Genomic DNA, 22,763 nt, shown 5'->3' on the forward strand with positions numbered 1-22,763 from the left:
TATTTGCTAGAGGGTGTCCCCGCTCAATGGACTATAATGCAAAATTACATATTGACGGCTTTGAGGTAATACATGTTGGTCTTCTTGTCTAGTTCAAATTCCATAAAGACACTGAACTTAGAGATGAAGAAACCGGGCAAGTCTATTTCATAAGCCAAAGTAGTATAAGAATCACCTTTATTAGAGTAGTCCGTGTCTAACGTTACATCGTTGGCAGATGCACTTTTTAAAATGGCTGCATATTTCGTAATAATATCTTTTTCATTGACTTTGATGTCTGATTGAACTGTTTTGGCGAAGTTATCCTTCGTTCTTTTTTTGTAGCCCATGTCATAGTCATTTACATCATCGATCAAATATTTATCCACCATAGCATCGAATTCGGCAGTTGATCCAGAGGTCAAGGCATTGCCATAGGCTTTGATAAAAGCTGCCGCTATGGATTTATTTTTTTCACCTGAGGCTTTGAGATCATGATTCGCAGGCAATGTAATCAAACCAGCCGGTGTGCTGACCGTCTGAGTTGCAGGTGCACTGGCTGCCGGAGCGCTGGCTGCTGGAGCACTGGCTGATGGTGTGCTAGGAGCAGCATCATTATAAGGAATACCGGCATTGGCGCCACCAGTGGTTGAAATGACAACGGTGTTGCTGCCGCTGTTCCAGAGGACTTCCGCATTCAGCGCTTCACCGACGGCTTTGGCGGGAAGATAGGTAGATCCGTTGTAGACCAGAGGGGAGATTTTGTTTCCACTGGCATCTTTAGGCGTCCAGGAAGCTCCATCTACAGTAAACTTAATTGTGCTATTCAGGTAAGCTTTGACTAAAGAAATCCCGTCAGCAGCATAGGCACCGACAGCCCCGAACAACAATCCGCTTGCCAGAATGGTAGAAACGAATGCTTTTTTTGAAATGTGCATAAATATTAAATCCTCCTAATTCATTGATTTGGTTTATTTTAACTATGTACTTTAAATGAGGTTTAATTTTCCTCTCTTTTTAATTTATAGTATCTTATTCTTATCGTCAAATTTAATGTTATTATCAAGGAAGAATAGAGAGAGTTTTGGAGCTTACACCATAAAACACCATCGAACGCCAAATTTGTCCACAAATTGGACCATACATGGACTAAAGAATACCGGACCTATGGGCGTAATTGTGGTGCTTTCATCCTTCATGATCTGATAGGCCTCCCGCAGAACTGTTTCGTTATCAAAGGTAGCGACCAGCTCTAAGATAGAATCGGATGAATGTTCTTTGTTGCCGCCGTAGTCGCTGAACATAACCCTTTGGCCGAGAATATGCATTTCCGCGTGAATGACAAATTTCTGGGGCTCCTTGTCGGGATCATACATGATGGAATCTGTAGTGGCGTTAAAAGCCTTTTGATAAAGTTCGATAGCTTTGCAGCAATCACCATTCAAATATAATTGTGGATTTAGCATACATTCTCTCCTTTAAGGGATTTATACTAAACGGGTAACAGTTTGAAGAAAGCTGATGCCAGTTTACCCGGTGATAATAAGTTATATTTTACCACCCGTCAATGAACTAATTATCGTTTTCTGATACCTGTGTTGCAGGGGGATCGGCTATCGCGGAGCCATCCGTTTTGAGCTGACCCTGGAAATGTGGGATAATAAGTTACACTGATTGGAGAGGTGAGAATTTAGATGACCTATTCGTTCGCAATTGGACCTATAGAGCTGCAGGAATTTGACAGTGAAGATGAATTGATAAACAAATGCAAGGAATGGAATCTCTTGTCGAGTACAGCAACACGGGTGAAGACCTTTCTGTACAAGAGAAACGGCATCACGCTGCCTTGTGAAATTGTGGGGTACGTCGATAGTATGACTGTAGTGATACAGTTTGAGAATAAGCAGCAGCACTGCATTCACCCTGCTTATTTAAAGGAGATGCAGACCTCCGGTTTTGGACAAAAATCAGCAGCAGCTGCTGAAGTTGAGGTGACAGAGGGAACGGATGAAGCTGGCAATGAAGCGGTAAGTGAAGAAACCGTAATTGAACCAGCGGCAATCGAACCAACCACAATCGAACCAACAACGCTTCCGCCGGCCGCCGGTGTGAAGACTGAGGAAAAACCGCAGGAACCCTTGAAGAAACAGGAGAAAGCGAAAAAGAAAGCAGCGCTTGAACTGCCTGAAGAGAAACTGCAAATGTCCGCTACAGTCAAAGAGTTTACCACCGTGCCCAACCACTTTTCAGATAATGATGATGAGGTCATCATCTATGATGAGGTAGCAATAGAAGGCTACGAGCTGGAGCTTGGGGAAGTTTGGTCCAGCCACAGCGCCACATTGAAGAAACTTGAACTTGCGGTCGGGGATAAAGTTTCTTTTGAAGCAAAGGTGGTTGCTAAGAAGCTCACCCAGCATCCTGTAAAGTATAAGATCAACAACCCATCGAAATTGAAGAAAATAACAGAATAAACAGGACCTTTAGCCGCAGGAGGACGGGTAAGCTTATAAGTGACAATTTTGAAAACAAGCCGTGCTCTTAATCGGTACAGATAGTCTCTCAAGCTGCTGAATGGTATGATAGGAAGCGGGGTGAATTGGACAATGAATAATGAGACAACGAATGAACCAACAAACGAGGAACTAGAAGGCAATCAAGAGAATATGTCTGCCGAGAATTGGTCCGAGCTTCTGAACGCTGTTCATCATAACGGCCTCGTAGCTTTGAAAATGAGCTTTAATGAAGTGGAAGGACAAGTGTCGCAGCTGGAGGCTTACGGTGCGGTGTTTGTGTACCGTGTTAAGGATGCGTCGAACAATGACTATTTCTGCGGGTTTTTCCTTCGCGAGCTGATCGCAAGATTTCAGTCGGGTAATGATCCTGCGATCTGGATGGCCTCTTTCTTCCACGAGCTGATGAAGACTCCAGGAGGCAAGGATCTTCCCAAACCGCCTGCAAACGAGGAAGAAGCAAAAGCGGTCATCGACAACGTGTTGGTTCCGCAATGCATCGAAGCTATTCGTGAAGAATTTGCTCCTGAGCAAATCCATGCGGGGCTCGCCTTGAACCCGGAGCATGGACCTGTCCTGGAAGCCGGATTCCCGGCCATTACGGATGGCCCTAACGTTTGCGCGATTCCGCTACATTTCTTGCTAACCCATTTGCAGCTGAACCGTGATCCGTCTGAGCTGCTAATTACAGGCATGTACAATATCCGTAAAGAGCATGGATTGGACTAAAATGTGAAAAGCATGAAACCATACAAAAGCAACCCTGCCATCGGGCGGGGTTGCTTTTGTAATTTGCAGTACATATTTCAGAGTGTTTAGCGGTACAGGGAAGCACGTAATCGCCGCAGAGGTAATTGGCTGACTATAAGCCCGAACCGCAGTTTGCTCCTGCTCATATGTTGAATGGATGACAGGAGAGGGGAGAACGGCCTTGGGAAAAGCAGCTGATCCATACGGCGTTTCAATCATCGTGTGCACCAACCGCCCGCAATTTTTTGATAATCTGTTAGGCAGCTTCAGAAGTCAGCAATACAAAACGAAAGAATTAATCATTATACTTAACAGAAACAGCATGAATCTGAAGCAGTATCAAAGTAAAATACGCGCCTATCCCAATATCTCGCTGTATAAGGTACCCGAAAAAACTTCGCTAGGACAATGTCTAAACTGTGGGATTGCTAAAGCCCGGTTCCCGTTTATCGCCAAGTTTGATGATGATGATTACTACTCCCCGTACTATTTGAAGGAGCAGATGAATGCGCTCAAGCGCACCAAAAGTGATATCGTCGGAAAACATGCTTGTCTTGTGTATCTGTCAGGCACCAAACGGCTCATCATCAGATCGCCCAGAGAAAAGAATAAAGCTGCGGATTTTGTGCAGGGGGGAACGCTGCTGTTCAGCAGACAAGTGACGAGGCAGGTGCGTTTTTCGGATCGTTCGCTGGGGGAAGATGTTGCTTTTTTACGCAGATGCAGCGCCAAAGGGTATCGTACCTATGCCACATCCCCGTATAACTATGTCTATATGCGCAGAGAAAACAAGGGCAGCCACACGTGGAAAGTGGGAGACCGCTTTTATCTTAAAGGAAGTATACCTGTCGCCGTGACCGACAATTACCGGGCAATCGCAAAACGGAAAGTGTAGAAGTGGAATTGAGGGGAAGGCCAAGGGGGGACAACCACACAGGTGGTTAATCCCCAAGCCTTCACAAGAAATAATGGCATTAGCGTTCGGAGGATTTTCTTGCCCGGATAAATAAAAATTGCGGTTTGCGCAGCAGCTTCTCATATGACTGAGGCAGCGCTTGCTTGAATTCTTCCGTCGGCATAGGCTCCAGCAGCTCTTCGAGTATAAAGCCAGCGTGAAGTACAGCGGACATAATCGCATTTAGAGGGCGGCCGTTCATAGTAAGCATTATAAGGTTTTTTGTCCACATCGTTGAGATAGTATTCTGCCATTTCTTCATAAGAATCCAGCGAAACTGACTCCTCGTGCATTCTGATCCCCCCTTTTCGCAATTAACCTTCCTGTAGCAGCCTTTGAAGTTCTTCTTCGTCACAGCCCGATACCAGCAGCTCTAGATGTTGAAACAGCTTGTGCTCATCCCAGTTCCACCACTGCACTTTGGACAGCAGCCCGATCAGCTTATCACTGAAGCGTTTTCGAATTAAACTGGCGGGATTACCGCCGACAATGGAATAAGGCTCTACATTTTTTGTTACGGTTGAATTGGAAGCGATAATGGCACCGTCCCCAATCGTGATACCCGGCATAACTGTAACCTGCTGGCCGATCCAGACATCGTTGCCAATTACGGTATTCCCTTTAAAAGGAAGCTGGTCCAGCGTAGGTGTCACCTTTTCCCAGCCGCCGCCAAAAATATTAAAGGGATAGCTTGTCAGTCCATCCATGCGGTGATTGGCACCGTTCATAATGAACGTAACACCTTCTGCAATGGCGCAGAATTTGCCGATGATCAGTTTGTCGCCCAAAAATTCATAATGGTGCAGAATGTGTTCGTAGAAATGCTCCGGGCTGTTGTTATTGTCACTGTAGTAGGTATAGTCACCGATTTCTACATTTGCCCTAGCTGGAAGATTACGGATATAGCATACAGTTTTAATATTCTCATTGGGGTACAGCTTGTTTTTATCCGGCCCGGCCATCATGGCTTTCACCTCGCGAGTTATATTTACGGAATATTGAAGCAGGGGTAAGCGAAACTCCGCAGTCATTCTATCTTACTAATTTATGGCAGTCCGTCAAGTTGGAGAAACTTAGGGAAAAGCGGAAAAAGCAACTCCCCCAACCCGGCAGGAATTGCTTTTTGTGTTGCAGCTTTATCAGTTACAGTGCTTTATCGTCAATGGAATTTAACCAGCCTTCAATCTCTCCGATGACGGAGCTGACGCAGCCATCCTCGAATGGTGAGATCAGACCGGCAAGCTGGGCCAATTGGACAAAAGATTGGCTTCCACCGGCCTCACAGAGGCGCAAATAATCGCTCCAGGCAGATTTGAAATCTTCATTTGAACGTTTCCAGAACTGGAAAGCACAGAGCTGGGCTAGCGTATAGTCGATATAATAGAACGGTGAGCGGAAGATATGTCCTTGCTTATGCCAGAACCCGCCTTGTTCCAGATAAGTGTTGCCGTCATAATCGCGGTGCGGCAAATATTTCTTCTCAATTGCCCGCCAGGCCTGCTTGCGCTCAAGCGGTGTGGCCTCTGGATTCTCATAGACAAAATGCTGGAATTCATCCACAGAAACACCATAGGGAATGAACTCCAATCCAGACGCCAAATGATTGAAGCGGTATTTGTCGGCATCCTGCTCAAAGAACAGGTCCATCCACGGCCAGGCAAAAAACTCCATGCTCATCGAGTGAATTTCCGCCGCCTCCGAAGTTGGGAACTCATATTCAGGCAGCAGCATATTACGGCTTGAATAGACCTGGAAGGCATGGCCCACTTCATGGGTCAGCACATCAATATCTCCTGCCGTTCCGTTGAAATTGGAGAAAATGAACGGGGCTTGATACTGGCTCAGATAGGTACAGTATCCGCCGAATTGCTTGCCTTTTTTACTTGTCAGATCCATGAGCTCGTTGTTCTTCATAAAAGTAAAGAATTCATCCGTTTCCGGAGAAAGCTCTTTGTACATCTTTGCACCATTTGCGACAATCCACTCGGGATCGCCTTTGGGTTCAGCATTGCCTGTATTGAAGTTAAAGCCTTCATCGTAATACTTCAGGGCATCCAGACCCAGACGCTCGGCTTGGCGCTGCTTCAGCTTCAGGGAGACAGGAACGATATGCTCCAGCACCTGCTTACGGAAATTGGCCACCATCCCGGCGTTATAATCGGTTCGCATCATCCGGTCATAACCGAGTTCTACAAAGCTGGCGTAACCCAGCTTCTTGGCTATGCGGGCACGAACCTTAACGAGCTCGTCGTAAATACGGTCGAATTCGGCCTCATGTGCGGCCATAAATTCATTTTTGGCCAGATATGCACGTTTGCGCGTATCGCGGTCTGTTGCTGTTTCAAACGGTGTCAATTGGGACAAGGTGCGTTCTTCCCCATCGAACTGGATCTTGGCGGAAGCGATCACCTGGGAATATTCGGTGGAGAGCTTGTTCTCCATCTGCAGATCCTCAATAATTTCCGGGCTGAAGATCCGGAGCGAAATTTCAGCCAGCTGGAGCAGCTGCGGGCTCCATTCCTTTTCAATTTCAGCTCTGAATTTGGAGTTTACGAGCGCTTTGTAGTATTCAGTTATGTATTCCTGGACAATGGGGCTGATCTCATCTACGTAATCCTGTTCTGCCTTGTAGAATTCATCCTCAGTGTTGATGGAATGCCGGATGTAGACGAGGGTTGTCATGGTTTCAAAAGAACTGCGGAGTTTGTTCAGCGCAAGGATTGCGGCCTTTTGTTCCTCCCAGTTATCCGCTTCGAGACCTTTTAGCAGCGCCGTGAACTCCAGCTTGAACTTGTTTGCGTCGGGGCGTTCATAAGGGTATTCTGTAAATTTCATGAAACCATCAACATCCTTTCTCTACCATATGGACTATATTATATACGCTGGAGCATCAAAAAAACAAAAAAATAATGTTCGGAGACCTTTAATTAATTTGGACGTGTGGTATTGACTCTCCCCTTAGAGGAGGCCCTAAACTAAGTTTTGAAAGGAGCGGGTTCAGTTGCTTTATAGCGTAAAGGAGACAGCCGCACTATCCAAGGTAACCGTCAAAACTCTGCATCACTATCACAAAATCGGCTTGCTGATGCCGTGTGAGATCAGTGAAGCGGGGTACCGTTTGTATGGGATGGAGGAGCTGGAACGGCTGCAGCAGATTCTTTTATACAGGGAATTGGATCTTACGCTGGAGCAAATCAAGCAGCTGCTGGAAGATGAGCCGGATAGACTAACGATTCTTGTAGAGCAGGAGAAGCTTCTGCTTCTCCGCAAGCAAAGGCTGGAAAGTATGCTTGGAACATTAAAGAAATCTATTATGAGCAGAAAGAAGGGAGAACAAATGGAGGATAAAGAGCTGTTTACAGGTTTTGAGAGTGAGGAAGAGTGGGCGGAGGCCATGCAGCCACAGTATGAGCATTTGAAAGAAACATATGATTTTGAATTGCTTGGTGCGGCTCCCGTTGATCTTCAGGGGATGAATGAGATGGCGGCGGAGGCAGCAGCTTTTATGAAGGCGATGGCGGAAGCTCTGCGTTCAGGAGTGAAGCACAGTGATGCGGCCATCACACAGTTAATCGAAAGCCATCTTGGGTTTTTGAAGGGGCAGGGGCATCCGGTTTCAGCACAGGATTTTGCACTGCAGAACCGCTTTTTCCTCGGGGATGACTTTCATTTGCAGATGCTTGAAGGCCAGCAGACCGGGCTTGCTTATTATCTGTCTGCGGCAGCAGATTATTTTGAAAGATAAGAATTTATATGTTTCACGCTATAAATTATCCTTCTATTTCTCGCTGAAACGGATACCGTCCTTTTGGGGACGGCAAAGCCGTTTCCACTTGCAGCGCAAGCGCAGTAGAGTGAATTCCAAACGGACAGCAGAGCTGTACGCACCGATATTCCGCCAAGCACGTTTAAGTGTTTGGCGGTTTTTGGTGATAAGGTACAGAACTATTTTTTGTCACGGAAATCCAAATGCATTCATGTTATCATCGGTTCAGCAAAGGAGTGCTGATGTTGAAGACGAAGTTGATCCCACCGCCAGGAAAGTTAATTCGGGTTAAAGGCAAACAGATGCATATCAGAATAAATGGGTTACCGGGAGGTAAGACCGTTGTTTTCGATCATGGCTGCGGCTACGGATCTTATTCGGATACATGGTCACTAGTTGAGGAGAAAGTAGCGCCATTTGCACAGACTGTTGTTTACGATCGGGCGGGGTATGGTTGGAGTGAGAAGGGATCCGTTCCTAGAAACAATGAGCAAGCTGTTGAAGACTTGCACGAGCTGCTTCAGGCAGCAGGAGTTCGACAGCCTTTTATCTATGTGGGCCATTCCTATGGTGGTGTAAATGCGCGTCTTTATGCGGAGCGGTATCCGGAAAATCTGGCTGGCATCGTGCTTGTTGATGCTAGTCACGAAGATGAGCTGACAGACCGGTTCCCAAGAGAACATGTGAAGGGGCAAAAGTCGGGAATATTGATGTTTCGGATGCTGTATTGGTTGACTAGAGCAGGTATCCTGAAATGGCTACTGCAGCGGAACAAGCTGAAGGATTTTGAAGCTCTGTTGAAGCATTTCCCTGAGTCAATATCTCTACGGATGAGACTAATGACCCCACAGAGAGCGACAGGATTGGCAGTATATCAGGAATTCAAAAATTTACAGCTTGGCTATGATGCAGTCCGAAAAAAAGGTCTTCCGCCAGGAATGCCCTTGCTTGTACTAAAAAGTGGAAAAGTGGAGCATTTAGAGAAAGTACCGGCAGGGATCGCCGATAAAATAACGAGCTGTTTATTGGATGTAGCTGAAGAAATGTCCCAGTTGTCTGACCAGGGCGAACTGGTCGTTGTGGAAGACAGCGGACATAATATTCATATCGAACGGCCCGATGTCGTAGCTCAAGGAATCCGTCAAATGCTTTAAAACCGTGTTTCCGAACATATGCAACCTGTGGTTGACAGATTGTTAACGTCGCTTGGTAGTCAGGAACATGACGGTTTAATACGATAAGTTTGAGGTGATGATGATGGATTTTGCGGATAAACTGCAAGGCTACAGAAAACAAAGGGGGATGTCCCAAGAAAATTTGGCGGAGGTTATCGGTGTGTCGCGGCAAGCCGTATCTAAGTGGGAATCGGGTCAGTCGTATCCGGAAATGGATAAGATGATTGCCTTAAGCGAGTTCTTTGGTGTAAGTATGGACCATATGGTCAAAGAAGTTTCGGGTAATCAGGAAGCAGTCCTGCCACTCGATGCTGGGAATTTCCACTCTGATGTTACTGCAAAGTATCATTATGAATACAAGAGCAAACGAACGTTGTTCGGGATTCCCCTGGTGCATATTAATGTCGGACGCGGAATTTATGTCGCCAAGGGAGTTCTGGCTATTGGGAATATTGCCGTTGGCGGTTTGTCAGTCGGAATCCTCTCGCTTGGCGGCCTATGCTTCGGCGCACTTGCAGGGGGGATGATGAGCATTGCCGGGCTGGCTCTCGGTTTTCTTCTGGCCATTGGCGGACTGGCCGCAGGAATTATCGCTATTGGGGGTCTTGCCGTTGGGATCTTCGCCATCGGCGGGCTGTCCATCGGAATGTTCTCGCTCGGCGGCTGTGCGATTGCTTCGCGGATCGCCATCGGGGGTTATGCAAGCGGACATATTGCGATCGGCGACGTGGCCAAGGGGGCGTACACGATCCTAGTCGAACAGGATCATTTCAGCAGCATTCAGGCGGAGCAAGTGAGGGGACTGATAAATCAGGAGTACCCGCGCCTGTGGAAGCCAGTGGCGGAAGGGATCATAGCTATCTTCGAATAGAAGCCAGTGTAGCATCCAGCCGCTGATCACTGACAGGAACTTTCTAACCAGCTTCCGGAGCGCATGGCTGTGGCGGTGTACTCCGGGGGGATTTCTGCAGGAAGGCTGGCAACCCTGTTACAATTTGGTATACTGAGCCTATTATTACAACTTCCTATGCAACCAGAGTTTGACAGATGAAGTATGTTTCGCATAGAGATCTAATGTGTTATGGGGGAAATGGGATTGAAAAAGGCTGTTTTATGTTCAATATTGTTCATGTTTATAATGGGTAGCTGGATTCCCGGGGTGGGAGCGGCTGCGAATTCCGTCTATCCGGGTGATAATGGGCCCCGGCAATCCAGTTATGCTGCACCGTTAGCCAAGCCGGAGTTGAAGTGGGCGGTTCCGTTCACAGGAGAAATTAAGCAGGTGGTTGTTGATTCAGCAGGTATTTTGTATGTTCTGTCCGAAGGAGCGCGGGTAGTGAAATTAACGTCACTTCGGGCAAGCGGCGAGATCCTCTGGTCCAAGGAAATAAAGGGCGTAGAGGCGAATACACTCAACCTGTCCAACGATAAGTTTCTGATCGTATCAAGCTCGCTCGACGGCCGGGAGCTGACTGATTCTTCAAGGCTGAACGATAGAACGGCGATTGTATCCAAATACTCTATCGCCGGAGAACTGCTTTGGGAAAATACATACGAATATGTAATGAGACTCGGCAATATCACCGTAGGTGATGACGGCTATGTGGCGCTTGCGCTATCGTACTTTACTCAAGCAAGCGGATCGAAGAGATATACGGAACATGTGAAGCTGATCGGCATGAATGCGAGTGGTGAAACCAAGTTCAACAACACAATGGTTTCGGACACGGAGACGGTCCCGGTATATTTCTCTGCTCCTCTAATTGTGAAGGACAACGTATACTTGTCGATATCCAAGGGATTCATGAGACCTTATAGTTCAAGAGCGATGAAGCCCGAATTCACGGATGCCCAATTTTTAAAGATCAGCAAGCAGGGGGAATTGTTGTCCAGCACGAAGTATAAAGGCATTAGTCCGTATGCTCCTGTCTATTACAACAACAATTTCTATGTGAGCGGTGAACCCTATGGCGGGGACAACAACTTGTATATTATCAATACCGCCGGGAAGATCACCAAGACCCTCAGCGTAGAAGCGGGCCATATCGGCAACCAGATTCCGGCTTCCATCAGCAGGGATGGGCATATTGTTTTTGCACAGCATGTGTATAGTCCTGCCGGCAAGCTGCTCTGGAGTTTTCAGCCGACTGTCAAAGGCAAGGTCTACCGCTTTTATCCGTATTCCGTACCTGGCCTCACCCTTGACAGCAGCCAGAATATTGTATATAGCGGCTATGATAGTCTATACGATGGCAATTACATCAGCTCCATCAATATGAAGACTAAAAAGATCAACTGGAGCTTGCCCAGTAACACAGACGCACGGTCTCCGGTCATCATTGGCAAGGACGGAACGATATATGTATGGGGATATAAGTTATATGCGTATGGCAAGAAAGCTTCGTAAGTAAGCTGAGCTTTGAACAGTCATTCCCAAACGGCAGAAATGCCGTTTTTTTTGTTGCCCGCGTGACCGGGTAAGTACACGTTTTTCAGCTGGTGAAGGCCGTGGAGCGGGAGGGGGCAATCCCTTGCCCTCAATAACTCTATCTCTAATCACGATGTTCGATTCGCTTTCTGCTTGTCTCGGTTTCAGATGTTGATCGTGCGTATCAGGTCTATGAATAACCCAATCAGCGGGGAGTAGTGGCGGTCGCGATTATAGGAGTAGAAGATATGCCGCTGAAAATTGTAGTCCGGAATAGTCCGCATCATTAATTTCCCCCTCGCCACCTCATCTTCCACGGCAAGCCGCGAAATAAAAGACACATGTCTGCCGCCCATAAGCGATTGCTTGATCGCCTCCAGTGAATCGAGCAGGATATGGGCTCTTGGCGTTACGCCGGATCGTTCAAACCACTTGTTGGTCAACTGGCGTGTGCTCGATTCCATATCATGCAGAATAAAATGGGCAGATGCAATCTCGGACGGACTAAGCCTGGTCTGAGCTGCAAATTCATGCGTGGGGGCGAACACCAGTACAAGCTCATCTTCGCATAAGGACTGGCTGTGCAGAGTCGGCACATAAAAGGATTCCGTGGACAATATGCCCAGATCAATTTCATGATTCACCAGCATCTCTTTAATTACGGGGGAGGGCTTAACCGATAGCGAAATCGTTGTCCCCGGATGCTGCTCTCCGAACTGGCCCAGGATTTGGGGGAGAATATATGTGGCCGGCACATAGCTTGCACCGATTTTGAGCGTGCCGCGGCCTGCATTACTGAATTCCTTCACTACCCGCTCGGCCTCTGCGGCCAGTGCATTGATTTTGACAGCATAATGAAGAAACGCCTTGCCGCTTTCCGTCAGGATCATTTTATCCATTTTCGACTCAAAAAGCTTCTCCCCGAGCTGCTGCTCCAAATTCTTCAAATGATAAGTCACTGTAGGCTGCTTCAGTCCCAGTTCTTCGGCTACTGTCGTGATTTTCCTGTGTTTATAGAGCAGTTCTACGATCTGCAGCTTAATCAAATTCAGGTTCATTTCTATTCACTCCCTCGTCTGCTAGCTAAACGATAACATAGAAAAATTCTATGAATGTTAAAATAAATCGGTGAAAAAGTTAATATCGGCGTTACACCCGGCAAATATTGCGGGAATTGTTTGCCTTTAAACTAAGGACATGTTCATAGCAACCTTACTTTAGTGCAGTCATTATCTCTTTATAAGTTAAGAACAGGCAGGTACATGAGAATGAAGCAGCTTATCATTAGTGGACTGGAAAAGAAATTCGGTGACGTGCATGCCCTGAAGCCTGCCGATCTGACCATTGCAGCAGGAAGCTTTACCACGTTGCTTGGGCCTTCGGGCTGCGGTAAAACCACCCTGCTTCGCCTGCTTGCAGGACTGGAAACACCGGATGCCGGAGAAATTGTGGCTGACGGGGAACTTATTTTCTCGAGCAGCCGGAAGATCAGCCAGCCGATTCACCGCCGGAACTTTGGCATGGTCTTTCAGGATTTTGCGCTTTGGCCGCATCTGAGTGTCTTTGAGAATGTAGCGTTTGGGCTGCGGGCATCGCGGCAGAAGAAGGAGCTGCGCAGCCGGGTGCAGGAAGCGCTACGCAGCGTAAGACTGGAAGGACTGGAGCTGCGGTTTCCCCATCAGCTGTCTGGCGGGCAGCAGCAGCGGGTCGCTTTTGCCAGAGCGGTGGTGACCCGGCCCCGGCTGGTGCTGTTCGATGAACCACTCAGTGCGCTGGATGCCGTCCTCCGGGATGAGATGCGGCTGGAACTGCTCTCCCTGGTGAAGGACATGGGCATCACCGCCCTGTACGTGACACATGACCAGACCGAAGCGATGTCTATGTCGGATGAGGTGGTTGTCATGCATGGCGGAAGCATCCTGCAGACTGGTGCCCCCGAGGAAATTTACAGGAAGCCGGCTGAGCCATTTGTGGCCCGTTTTATCGGCAGGTCGAACTGGATTGTCCCCGGGAAGCAAATGCTTCGGCCGGAGCAACTACGCTGGATCGACAGAGAGGGAGCCTCTCAGGTATTTACAGGAGTCATTCGGCATGTCAGCTATATGGGTGACCGCTATGAGGTCATTCTGGAGATGCAGGGAATGGGCACCTGGACGGCCTATCATTCACACCGCTTAACGGTGGGTGAGAGCATTCAGGTCTACGCCTCACAGGAGCACATTCACCATCTGAACTAACCACAATTATTCTTAGGAGGTCTTCCCTTGAAAATCATTAAAAAAAGCAAACTAGGTTCCGTTCTCTTGACTGCCGTGTTAAGCATCAGTCTGGTTGGCTGCGGTTCCTCCAATACACCCGAGGCTAACGCCAAAGCGAACGACAGCAAGAGCAAAAACAGTAATACTCCGTCTGCTACTGAACAAGCCTCACCACCGGCAGAGAATACGCTTAGCGGCAGTCTGGTGGTATACAGTGCTGGACCTGAGGGACTGGCGAATAAAATCAAAGAAGGGTTTGAAGCGAAAACGGGAGTCAAAGTGGAAATGTTCCAGGGTACCACAGGTAAGATTCTGGCGCGGATGGAGGCGGAGAAAACCAACCCGGTGGTCGATGTGGTGGTACTTGCCTCCCTGCCTTCCATGCAGGGCATGAAAAACGACGGGATATTGCTTCCTTATCAAGAAGCGGTGAATGCCGGCAAGCTTGTCAGTGACTGGTCGGATGCGGAAGGGAATTACTTCAGCTACAGTGCGTCGGCACTGGGAATTGTCTATAACACCAAGAAAGTAACCACACCGCCGGCTTCCTGGGCTGACCTGGGCCAGCCGGAATGGAAGGGCGTGGTCAACATCCCCGATCCATCGCTCTCCGGCTCGGCACTGGATTTCATGACCGGTTACCTGAGTGCTCAGGGAGACAGCGGCTGGGATTTGTTCAAGCAATATAAGGCAAATGGGGTGGCGATGGCAGGGGCGAATCAGGAAGCACTGGATCCGGTAATTACCGGTGCCAAATCCGTGGTTGCCGCAGGGGTAGATTATATGGCCTATAAAGCTAAAGCGGATGGGGAACCGGTGGATATCGTGTATCCGGCAGAAGGCACAGTGATCAGCCCGCGTCCGGCAGCCATTATTAAGACGAGTGCAAATGTGGACAACGCCAAAGCATTTATTGATTATCTGCTTTCCGATGAAGCCCAGGCACTTGTAGCCAAGGCGTACCTGCTGCCGGGAAGAAGCGATGTGAAGGCGGAGAACCGCGCCAATCTGGATGAGATCAAAACCTTTGACGTGAAATGGGATTGGATGAACGAATATGGCGATGAAGTGTCCACAACATTCACGGATTTGTTCAAGTAAGCGGAATGAAAATTAACGCTGTACGCTCATTTAAGTGGGTGAGCAGCAGCCTTGCTTTGTGTATACTGGCCATTCTGGTGCTGCTGCCGCTGCTTCTGATCTTCTGGACCAGCATTTATTCTGGTCAACAACTCGATATCACCGCGCCGCTCAGGACCATTACCGGAAACAGCGGGCTAATGAAGGTGCTGCTGAATTCTCTGGGTCTTGGAGCAAGCGTAGTCGCCTTGACTACAGTGTTCGCCTTGCCGCTGGCCTGGATTATGGCCAAGAGTGACATCGGGCGCCACGCTTGGCTGGATGTTGTCCTGCTGATTCCGTTCATGACACCGCCTTACATCGGTTCCATGGGGTGGATGTTATTTATGCAAACGGGTGGCTATATGGAGCAGGTTCTTCCGTCTTCTGCAGCACTGACCCCTTACTTCTTCAGCTATGGGGGGATGGTGCTGATCATGAGCCTGCATCTGTTTCCTTTCCTCTATCTGCTGCTGCGCAATGCACTGCTGCAGATCGGGGGCGGCTTGGAGGAAGCGGCTTCGGTTCACGGCGCTCCATTCCTTTACAAGGTTAGAAGAGTTATTGTGCCCTTGCTGTTATCGAGCTACGGGCTTGGTGTGCTGCTAATCTTTGTTAAGACAATTGCCGAATTCGGGACACCTGCGACCTTCGGGCGCAAAATCGGGTTCTATGTTCTGACCTCGGAAATTCACAAATATATTTCCAGCTGGCCGATTGATTTCGGCAAAGCGACTTCACTGGCCAGCCTGCTGCTCGGAGTCTGCCTGATCCTCTGGTATATCCAGACGATTATCAGCAGCCGCTATTCTTACCGCCTGGTGGGCGGGAAAGGGATACGCAGCAAGCATTACGCCGCAAAGGGAGCCTTGGGCTTCTTCAGCTGGGGGTATATTGTGCTGCTGCTGCTCGCTTCCGTCGGAGTCCCGTATTTCTCCATTATTACCGCCTCATTATTGAAGCTGCGCGGGGAGGGGCTGTCGTGGGGGAACTTGACGTTAAGTCATTATGCTGAGCTGCTCTCTCCAGGCTCACCAGGCCTTCAGGCACTAATCAATAGCTTCAGCCTGGCGATTGTTGCTTCGAGCATCGCAGTAATTCTTGGCACATGGCTCGCGCTGATCATTGGCAAGGGCACAGCCTGGCGGCAAAAATGGACCGATCTGTTCAGCCTGCTGCCGAATACTGTACCGGGCATTGTCCTTGTTGTTGGGCTGATCCTCATGTGGAATGCCCGCTGGATGCCGGTCCCGCTCTATAACACCTATGGGATGGTCGTGCTCACCTATGTCGTGCTGTTCCTTCCCTACACCGTGCAGTATGTAAAAGCCAGCTACGGGCAGATTGATTCCTCCCTGATGCAGGCGGGGCAGGTATTTGGCGGAAGCAAGGTTTACGTGTTCCGCCGTATCCTGCTGCAACTCATTCTTCCCGGAATGGCGGCTGGCTGGATGATGACCTTCACCATCTCCGGCCGTGAATTGGTGGCCTCGCTGCTGATTCTGCCGCCGTCGATGCAGACGTCGGCGACTTATATCTTTGCCCAGTTTGAACAGGGTGCAGTGGCGATGGGCATGGCAATGGCCGTAATCTCTGTAGGCGTTACAACTGCATTGCTGCTTGTAATTCAATACTTAAGTCCAGACAGAAAGCGGAGACAACTATGACCAAGCTGACGATATGGGGGGGCGCCGGGGAGCATGGGCGCTCCTCCTACCTTTTACAGGGTAAGGAATCCTGTATTTTGCTCGATTGTGGTGTGAAGAAGGAAGGGAAAGGAGAGTATCCGCTGCTGGATGCCGCGGTTATTCCGCAGCTTCAAGCGGTCTTTCTGTCCCATGCCCATGAGGACCATTCGATGGCCCTTCCGCTGCTTTATAAATATGGCTATAAGGGAAAAGTATGGACAACACGCGATACCTTCAGGCAGCTGCCCGGCTATTTCGAGGCGTGGAGCAGATATACGGCCGCTGAGTCAGCCGGGCTGCCTTATGGAGATGAAGACAAGCAGGCAATGGAATTTATGTTTCTGGACGAGCAGGCCGGACCCCGCACCTGGCTGAACGTTGCACCCGGCCTGCGTGTGCAGTGGGGGCGAAGCGGACATCTGGCTGGTGCGGTATGGCTTGCCCTGGAATGGGAGGGGAAGAGGATCTACTTCTCCGGTGATTACACCGAGGAGTCGCAGCTGCTGGCAGTGGACCGGCCACAGGCGCTGTTCTTGTCCGGGCCTGAGGCAGGCAGGGGGCAAGGAGAAGCCGATCTGGCCATTATCGACGCCGCCTACGGAGCGGATCCCGAAGAGCAGCATGTGAAATTGCTGCAGCTGGAGACTGTGATCCGGGATACTTTAGAAGGCGGCGGCTGCGTGCTGCTGCCAATGCCGCTGCAAGGCCGGGGCCAGGAGCTGCTCATCTGGGCTGCTGAGTGGTTCCCACAAGCGCAGCTTGTGGTGGAAGAAGCTCTGCTGGCTCCGCTCCGAGCGCTGCAAACCCGTTCAGCTTGGCTGAGAGATGAGGCTCCCGGCAGCATTGACCGGCTCCTGAACAGCAGGAACTTGAAAGCAGTCTCCAGTCCTTCCGAGCGGAAGGAGGCACTGCTGGAGCGGAAGAATAAGATAATCTTCACGAACGACGCACTGCTCCAGTCTCCTACAGCCCAGTGGTATTACCGGCAGCTGCTTGATGTTCCCGGCAGCCATGTGATTTTTACAGGCCATTTGCCTGAAGGCAGCTTTGGCCGCAACCTGCTTGGGCAGCAGAGCAGCGGCGGCTGCAAGGTTTCTCTGATCCGTTACAAGGTGCATCAAGGCCTTCCTGACATCCGCCGGATGCTGCGGGCTGTTCCAAGCCGCCGCACAGTGCTGGTTCATGCCCCTAAGAAGCAGACGGATCAGGTGCTTTCCATCCTGGAGGAAGAAGGGTTTACGGGACTGTATTCTCTGCTTCCCGGAGACAGTATCTCCTTCTGATGCACTCGAATACGCTCTTCAGACAGCAAGCCAGCTCGATACCTGAGCTGGCTTGCTGTCTGTTTGCTGTTTATCTACTAAACCCAGCGATACGCAAAAGGTCGGTTCAATGGGTTATTCAAATAGCTGCTGTTATTCCGTGACCAGAACCCGTGGTGAAGTGCTGCGGATAACGCTGGAGGCGATCCAGCAGCCGAGACCGGCCACGGTTATACTAAGCAAAGCGAGGAAGGAGATGCCAGCCCACTGCATTAGGAGCGGCAGCTTGACAATACCATAGGTGGAGAGCAGACCTCTTAATATGCCGGGGAGGAGAAATACCCCGCAGCCGATGCCCAGAGCCGTACCCGCTGCGGACAGCGCCACAATGCTCCAGGTTACTGCACCCCGGATGTTATTCGAAGTCAGCCCGATGGATTTGTAGATGCCATAGGTCTTGGTTTCCTTGCGGATATGAATCCGGCAGGTACTGTAAATAATGAGGCAGGTGACCAGCAGAAACAGCAGGCTCAGAATGCTCATCGGAAGGATCAGTACCGCCGTAGCTTCCTTGAATACCGAATCGAGCAGGGTTTGCTGTTTGATGGCCTGAATTCCAGGGCCATATTTGTCATTCAGCTGCTGCACTATCTTATCTGCATCATCGTCGTTTATTAAATTCAAGTACGCCGTATCAGGGTGAAACTGGGTGAGTGCATCCGAGGTTATTCTGGCCTGATTGGACATATTGGCAATCGACTGATAAATGCCGGTCACTGTAAAGGTGTGCCGCTCTCCTTCAACATACAGCTCGATAACATCCCCCAGCTCTTTTCCAAGCTGCCTGGAGATGTTGATGCCGATGGAAATTTCATTCCGGTTGGCCGGATTTCTGCCGTTTAAGGAGGCGAAGCCCACCTCATCCAGACTTCCTTCTACGGCATTAAGCGGAATGCTGAGGGATTGTGAAGTATCGCCCACCTTCCCGGAGCTTCGCATGGTTTCTGCAGATACAACGCCGATGGATTGGCCTGCCCAGTTAAGGTTCAGGATAGCAGGATCGGCCTTAACCCCGGCATTCAGAGCTTCACGGTCAAAATCCGCCTCGTTCACGACCATGACAACAATATCAGAGGCATCATAACCCCACAGCGGCGAGGTTTTCTGCATTTGATAGATGCTGTTCAACAGGACGAAGCCGAAGACCAGCACTGACGTTGTAACGGTGGTCAGAATAAGCATCAGGATAGAGCCCTTAAGATTTTTGGTTACATTTCTCAGCCCGATGACAGCAGGAACCGGCCAGCGTTCAAACTCACTGCCCCGCTTTCCCCGGCCTTTCGAACGTTTGCCAAGGCTGCTGTGCGAAGCTTCAGACATGCCATAACGAATGGCCTGCATCGGCTGGATGGAACGCGTTTTGCTGGCATAAATCCACACGCATACAAGAATCAGCAGCAGCATCCCTGCTCCGACCATCCAATCACTCCAAGCTCCCTGTAGCTGGATCGAGGAATGATCTGTTTTTAAGAAGGATAGAGACTGGTCAATAATCACTCCGGATAAAAAGCGGCTGATCCATAGCCCGGGCAGGATGGACAGCAGTGCAAGAAAACTGTACTGGGCAACGTAGGTGCCTATAATCTGCCTTGAAGTCAGACCCATGGATTTGAAAATCCCAATGGTTTTGTAATTGGCCAGAATCGCGTCCGAAATCGTAAAGCTGATCGTAAACAAGGCAACCAGTATCATTACAATGCTAAGGAAGCTCATGACAAAACCGATGATTTTATTCATGATAAAGTAAAAAGCAGAAATTTGCTCAAAGCTGGTCTTCTCCTCCATGAATGGAGTACCCAGAAAGGCTTCAAACCGTTCCCAATAATCAGCACGCTGGCTGTAGTCAGCGAAACGGAGCCCCAGAATATATGAATCAGTGTCTTGAGCAGAGCTTAGATCCTGCTGGTAGTCGCTGCTGTTCATCCAGATTCGCGCGGTTGTGGAAAAGGGCCCTCCCAGCGGAAGGTCGATTACGACAGCAGATACAGTTAAGCTAAGAGGAGTATTACCTGTCTTGAACTGAAGCTCGTCACCAATGGAAACATCATATTTATAGGCGAGTGAGGTTGGAATCCAAATCGTACCCTGTTCGGGTTGAGCAGTCTCCGGTCCTTGGGCAAATACAAGCTCATCTGTGCCAAAGGGCCGGTCCGGTGTATTCATCATATACAAATACAGGTTGGGGATATCTTCTCCTCGGTGTTTGACTCCTGCCAATGGCTTGTAAGGCAGCAGCACGGATGCCGTTACGCCATCCTGCTGGGACCACCAATGGGCTGACTTCTGCGGATTATGAAGACCTCTGCTGAACATTAATAGTTCATGGGAGCCTTTAGTGTCGCGATGCAGGCTTTCGTAAAGATCTTCCGAGTTGGAAATAACGGTTATCGCGGTGTTGGTCAGCAGCGTGGACAGCAGAATAAGCAGCGCAATCAGACTGTTCTGCACTTTGCGTTTCCTCAGATTCCCCCAGCAAATCGTCATTATAGCATGCATTACATAAGGCTCCCTTCACGGGAGATGTAGGAGAAGATGAGGGACTCTCTGTCCTGCAGCTGATCAGGGGTAAAAGCACCAAGCTCCAGCACGCCGCCAACCTGACCATCGCGGATAAAAATCAGCCGGTTCGCACGGCAGGCCGATTTGATATCATGAGTGACCATGACGATGGATTGTCCTTCGGCATTCATGCTTGTCAAAATATCAAGTACCGCAACGCCCTGATCATAATTCAGGCTTCCTGTCGGCTCATCTGCAAAAATGATCTCAGGCGTATTGATTAATGCCCTCGCAATAGCAGCTCTTTGCTGCTGGCCCCCGGATACCTCAGCTGGCAGCCGGTGCTGCTGCTCTTCAATGCTCATGGCCTTCATCAGCGACAAGGCCTTCTGCTTCACTTCACGCCGTGGCCTTGCTGCAACATAGCCGGGTAAAGCGATATTTTCCAGCAGTGTCAGATCAGGTACAAGATTGCTGCTCTGATAGATATATCCGATTTTTCCAGCTCTCAGCCCGGAAAGCTCCTTCTCGGAGAAGCTGTCCATACGCTGCTGGCTGAAATGGACTTCACCTGCGGTGACCGTGTCCAAACCGCTAAGCAAGTAGAGCAGCGTTGATTTTCCTGACCCGGAATCTCCCATAATTACAGTAAAATCCCCTTGGTAGATGTCCAAATCAATATTTCGGATGGCGTGAAATTGCTCGCTGCCGGTGGAATAGGTTTTACACAGGTTTTTGGTATGAAGTATCGCGGTTTTCGGCATACATAAATCCCTCCAGGTATCATTTTCCTTCATTGTAGAGGGGGAATCTTGCAATAAGCTTATCAGGTTATTAATAAAGTATTACAAGGCAAGGAGCTGTCAGGAGATAGGCAGGGTGAAATAAAATTCGGTCCCTTGATGTTTGGCGCTTTTAAAGGAAATGGTGCCATGATGGGCTTCAATAATATGTTTGCAGATCGACAGACCCAGTCCGGACCCCTCATTGAACCGCTTCTCCAATTGGGAAGGCGCATGTCCCTGGAAATAACGTTCAAATATAAAGGGCATGTCCTGCGGCAGAATTCCCTCGCCTGTATCGGATACGGTCACCGTAAGCTGATGCTGTTCCTGGAGGATGGCTACCCGGATCGTATCTCCGGCAGAAGTATGCTTCAGCGCATTGGCGATAAGATTGGATAGAAGCTGTTCGATTCGGACAGGATCTATGCGGATCAGCACGTTTGGGATTTCGGCAGGCTCAGTAAATTCCACGCCTGCCGTACGGATATAAGGACCCATTGGCCTGAGGATGGACTCGAAAATCTCCTTGCTGTAATGCTCCACGGGATGTACAGAAATTTGGCCTAAATCCCTTAAAGCATGCACCAGCAGATCCTCGACCAGCACGGTCATCTTGTTGGCTTGCGCCTGCATAATCTCCATATACGCCATCACCGCCGGCAGATCGGAGCAGACCCCTTCGCGGATCGCCTCAATGTAGGCTTTTACGATGGTCAGCGGTGTTTTCAAATCATGTGAAATATTGGAGATGAGCTCCTTCCGGGCTTTGCTCTGCGCTTCATTCTGCATGCTCAGCGTCATAATTTCACTCCGCATTTGATCAAATACGGCGTAGACCTCACCGATTTCATCCTGCTTTGCATATTCGGCTTTCTGCCCGTAGTTCCCCTTGAGAATGGCCTCGGCATGATCCTTTAAACCGTTAACCGGATAAAGGAGGTCGTGATTGATTTTGTACCGGAGCCGGAATAGAAGCAGCAGCAAGAGGAACAAGGCTATCATCAGCAGAGTGAACATGGCAGGAAAAGACGCAGTTTGCCTATAAGCGAGGAGTGAGCCGGGCAAGGTGAAGATCGCATTCCCCGCCTGCACTCCAGACTCAGGATCAACAACCGGGAAGGCCAGTTTGAACCTTTCCTGTGCTGTTTTGGAGCTGTAGAGATCATAATGCAGATCACTTTTAAGATTCAGCTTGTCCTTATTCATGGAATGTGGAGCCGAGGAGTCGAAAAGAAGGGTACCATCAAGGCCAGTGTATTGCAGATGGAGCTGCTTCTCTTCACTCCACTTATGCAGTTCTTCCCGTATCCTGTTCTGACTGGAGACTTCTGTGTGATGCTGCTCCAGAACCAACATAATGCGGCTTATCTCAATACGAGCCTGATTCACCACTTCGTCCGGAAGAACATCCTGTTCCGTAGCCGAAAGTCTATACTGAATGAACGCCCCGCAGCCCCCCATAATTACAATACAAGCGATGGCTGAGGCGAACCACGGTTTAAACCAATTTCTCCAATACATAGTTC

20 protein-coding genes are annotated in these 22,763 nt (G+C 49.3%); 11 read left to right on the plus strand and 9 right to left on the minus strand.

Going from position 1 to position 22,763, the window contains the following annotated elements:
- Positions 1-44: 44 nt before the first annotated feature.
- A complete protein-coding gene (locus AC3WT9_RS29940; RefSeq protein WP_341378088.1) occupies positions 45-917 on the minus strand; it encodes a stalk domain-containing protein in 873 nt (290 codons plus the stop codon).
- Between the two features lie 153 nt (positions 918-1,070).
- Positions 1,071-1,445: a VOC family protein gene (locus AC3WT9_RS29945; protein WP_038589217.1), complete on the minus strand. Its 375-nt coding sequence runs from the start codon at positions 1,443-1,445 to the stop codon at positions 1,071-1,073.
- A 228-nt stretch (positions 1,446-1,673) separates the two neighbouring features.
- On the opposite strand from AC3WT9_RS29945, the gene AC3WT9_RS29950 reads away from it, so the two are divergent.
- From AC3WT9_RS29950 to AC3WT9_RS29960, 3 genes are all read left to right on the plus strand, one after another.
- A complete protein-coding gene (locus AC3WT9_RS29950; protein ID WP_341378089.1) occupies positions 1,674-2,453 on the plus strand; it encodes a hypothetical protein in 780 nt (259 codons plus the stop codon).
- Positions 2,454-2,585: 132 nt separating this feature from the next.
- Complete coding sequence (locus AC3WT9_RS29955) at positions 2,586-3,221, plus strand: hypothetical protein (RefSeq protein ID WP_341091620.1); 636 nt, start codon at positions 2,586-2,588, stop codon at positions 3,219-3,221.
- Between the two features lie 202 nt (positions 3,222-3,423).
- Positions 3,424-4,137 (plus strand): glycosyltransferase family 2 protein, encoded by a 714-nt coding sequence (locus AC3WT9_RS29960; RefSeq protein WP_341091621.1) that lies wholly within the window; start codon positions 3,424-3,426, stop codon positions 4,135-4,137.
- A gap of 79 nt (positions 4,138-4,216) precedes the next feature.
- Here the strand turns inward: AC3WT9_RS29960 and AC3WT9_RS29965 are convergent, their stop codons facing one another.
- From AC3WT9_RS29965 to AC3WT9_RS29975, 3 genes are all read right to left on the minus strand, one after another.
- The gene (locus AC3WT9_RS29965) at positions 4,217-4,408 is read right to left on the minus strand and encodes a hypothetical protein (protein WP_341091623.1); all 192 of its coding nucleotides are present in this window, start codon (positions 4,406-4,408) and stop codon (positions 4,217-4,219) included.
- 103 nt (positions 4,409-4,511) lie between these two features.
- The gene (locus AC3WT9_RS29970) at positions 4,512-5,162 is read right to left on the minus strand and encodes a Vat family streptogramin A O-acetyltransferase (RefSeq protein WP_341097616.1); all 651 of its coding nucleotides are present in this window, start codon (positions 5,160-5,162) and stop codon (positions 4,512-4,514) included.
- Positions 5,163-5,340: 178 nt separating this feature from the next.
- Positions 5,341-7,032, minus strand: a complete 1,692-nt coding sequence (locus AC3WT9_RS29975; protein ID WP_341378090.1) for a M3 family oligoendopeptidase — start codon at positions 7,030-7,032, stop codon at positions 5,341-5,343.
- Positions 7,033-7,198: 166 nt separating this feature from the next.
- On the opposite strand from AC3WT9_RS29975, the gene AC3WT9_RS29980 reads away from it, so the two are divergent.
- From AC3WT9_RS29980 to AC3WT9_RS29995, 4 genes are all read left to right on the plus strand, one after another.
- Complete coding sequence (locus AC3WT9_RS29980) at positions 7,199-7,942, plus strand: MerR family transcriptional regulator (protein ID WP_341378091.1); 744 nt, start codon at positions 7,199-7,201, stop codon at positions 7,940-7,942.
- 263 nt (positions 7,943-8,205) lie between these two features.
- The gene (locus AC3WT9_RS29985; protein WP_341378092.1) at positions 8,206-9,117 is read left to right on the plus strand and encodes an alpha/beta fold hydrolase; all 912 of its coding nucleotides are present in this window, start codon (positions 8,206-8,208) and stop codon (positions 9,115-9,117) included.
- Positions 9,118-9,220: 103 nt separating this feature from the next.
- The gene (locus tag AC3WT9_RS29990) at positions 9,221-10,009 is read left to right on the plus strand and encodes a helix-turn-helix domain-containing protein (protein ID WP_341091630.1); all 789 of its coding nucleotides are present in this window, start codon (positions 9,221-9,223) and stop codon (positions 10,007-10,009) included.
- Between the two features lie 225 nt (positions 10,010-10,234).
- Positions 10,235-11,545 (plus strand): hypothetical protein, encoded by a 1,311-nt coding sequence (locus AC3WT9_RS29995; RefSeq protein ID WP_492408526.1) that lies wholly within the window; start codon positions 10,235-10,237, stop codon positions 11,543-11,545.
- 185 nt (positions 11,546-11,730) lie between these two features.
- On the opposite strand, the gene AC3WT9_RS30000 is transcribed toward AC3WT9_RS29995, so the two are convergent.
- Entirely contained in the window at positions 11,731-12,624 is an 894-nt protein-coding gene (locus AC3WT9_RS30000) for a LysR family transcriptional regulator (protein ID WP_341378094.1), read from the minus strand.
- Positions 12,625-12,834: 210 nt separating this feature from the next.
- Here AC3WT9_RS30000 and AC3WT9_RS30005 point away from each other — a divergent pair, with 210 nt between their 5' ends.
- Genes AC3WT9_RS30005 through AC3WT9_RS30020 form a run of 4 tightly spaced genes read left to right on the plus strand, consistent with a single transcriptional unit; the run spans position 12,835 to position 17,914 of the window.
- Complete coding sequence (locus AC3WT9_RS30005) at positions 12,835-13,803, plus strand: ABC transporter ATP-binding protein (RefSeq protein WP_341378096.1); 969 nt, start codon at positions 12,835-12,837, stop codon at positions 13,801-13,803.
- Between the two features lie 27 nt (positions 13,804-13,830).
- Positions 13,831-14,925 (plus strand): ABC transporter substrate-binding protein, encoded by a 1,095-nt coding sequence (locus AC3WT9_RS30010; RefSeq protein WP_341378097.1) that lies wholly within the window; start codon positions 13,831-13,833, stop codon positions 14,923-14,925.
- Between the two features lie 5 nt (positions 14,926-14,930).
- Positions 14,931-16,610, plus strand: a complete 1,680-nt coding sequence (locus tag AC3WT9_RS30015; RefSeq protein ID WP_492408529.1) for an ABC transporter permease — start codon at positions 14,931-14,933, stop codon at positions 16,608-16,610.
- On the plus strand, positions 16,607-17,914 hold the full coding sequence (locus AC3WT9_RS30020) for an MBL fold metallo-hydrolase (RefSeq protein ID WP_341091641.1): 1,308 nt from the start codon (positions 16,607-16,609) through the stop codon (positions 17,912-17,914). Before AC3WT9_RS30015 ends, AC3WT9_RS30020 begins: the two co-directional genes overlap by 4 nt.
- A 132-nt stretch (positions 17,915-18,046) precedes the next feature.
- Here AC3WT9_RS30020 and AC3WT9_RS30025 read toward each other — a convergent pair whose 3' ends face one another.
- The 3 genes from AC3WT9_RS30025 to AC3WT9_RS30035 all read right to left on the minus strand — a co-directional run bounded on the left by AC3WT9_RS30025 (position 18,047) and on the right by AC3WT9_RS30035 (position 22,758).
- Complete coding sequence (locus AC3WT9_RS30025; RefSeq protein ID WP_341091642.1) at positions 18,047-20,449, minus strand: ABC transporter permease; 2,403 nt, start codon at positions 20,447-20,449, stop codon at positions 18,047-18,049.
- On the minus strand, positions 20,449-21,216 hold the full coding sequence (locus tag AC3WT9_RS30030; RefSeq protein WP_341091644.1) for an ABC transporter ATP-binding protein: 768 nt from the start codon (positions 21,214-21,216) through the stop codon (positions 20,449-20,451). The genes AC3WT9_RS30025 and AC3WT9_RS30030 overlap by 1 nt, the downstream gene beginning before the upstream one ends.
- 99 nt (positions 21,217-21,315) lie before the next feature.
- On the minus strand, positions 21,316-22,758 hold the full coding sequence (locus tag AC3WT9_RS30035) for a sensor histidine kinase (RefSeq protein WP_341378098.1): 1,443 nt from the start codon (positions 22,756-22,758) through the stop codon (positions 21,316-21,318).
- Between the last annotated feature and the right edge of the window lie 5 nt (positions 22,759-22,763).

Source organism: Paenibacillus sp. EB106-06-01-XG199 (genome assembly GCF_058791575.1).

Excerpts from the sequence above, each read along its gene's own strand:
- AC3WT9_RS29990 (WP_341091630.1), top strand. The coding sequence starts at position 9,221 with ATGGATTTTGCGGATAAACTGCAAGGCTACAGAAAACAAAGGGGGATG.
- AC3WT9_RS30020 (WP_341091641.1), top strand. The coding sequence starts at position 16,607 with ATGACCAAGCTGACGATATGGGGGGGCGCCGGGGAGCATGGGCGCTCC.
- AC3WT9_RS29975 (WP_341378090.1), bottom strand. The coding sequence starts at position 7,032 with ATGAAATTTACAGAATACCCTTATGAACGCCCCGACGCAAACAAGTTC.
- AC3WT9_RS29945 (WP_038589217.1), bottom strand. The coding sequence starts at position 1,445 with ATGCTAAATCCACAATTATATTTGAATGGTGATTGCTGCAAAGCTATC.
- AC3WT9_RS29955 (WP_341091620.1), top strand. The coding sequence starts at position 2,586 with ATGAATAATGAGACAACGAATGAACCAACAAACGAGGAACTAGAAGGC.
- AC3WT9_RS30035 (WP_341378098.1), bottom strand. The coding sequence starts at position 22,758 with ATGTATTGGAGAAATTGGTTTAAACCGTGGTTCGCCTCAGCCATCGCT.
- AC3WT9_RS29940 (WP_341378088.1), bottom strand. The coding sequence starts at position 917 with ATGCACATTTCAAAAAAAGCATTCGTTTCTACCATTCTGGCAAGCGGA.
- AC3WT9_RS29985 (WP_341378092.1), top strand. The coding sequence starts at position 8,206 with ATGTTGAAGACGAAGTTGATCCCACCGCCAGGAAAGTTAATTCGGGTT.
- AC3WT9_RS29950 (WP_341378089.1), top strand. The coding sequence starts at position 1,674 with ATGACCTATTCGTTCGCAATTGGACCTATAGAGCTGCAGGAATTTGAC.
- AC3WT9_RS29965 (WP_341091623.1), bottom strand. The coding sequence starts at position 4,408 with ATGCTTACTATGAACGGCCGCCCTCTAAATGCGATTATGTCCGCTGTA.
- AC3WT9_RS30030 (WP_341091644.1), bottom strand. The coding sequence starts at position 21,216 with ATGCCGAAAACCGCGATACTTCATACCAAAAACCTGTGTAAAACCTAT.
- AC3WT9_RS30005 (WP_341378096.1), top strand. The coding sequence starts at position 12,835 with ATGAAGCAGCTTATCATTAGTGGACTGGAAAAGAAATTCGGTGACGTG.
- AC3WT9_RS30025 (WP_341091642.1), bottom strand. The coding sequence starts at position 20,449 with ATGCATGCTATAATGACGATTTGCTGGGGGAATCTGAGGAAACGCAAA.
- AC3WT9_RS29970 (WP_341097616.1), bottom strand. The coding sequence starts at position 5,162 with ATGATGGCCGGGCCGGATAAAAACAAGCTGTACCCCAATGAGAATATT.
- AC3WT9_RS30015 (WP_492408529.1), top strand. The coding sequence starts at position 14,931 with ATGAAAATTAACGCTGTACGCTCATTTAAGTGGGTGAGCAGCAGCCTT.
- AC3WT9_RS30000 (WP_341378094.1), bottom strand. The coding sequence starts at position 12,624 with ATGAACCTGAATTTGATTAAGCTGCAGATCGTAGAACTGCTCTATAAA.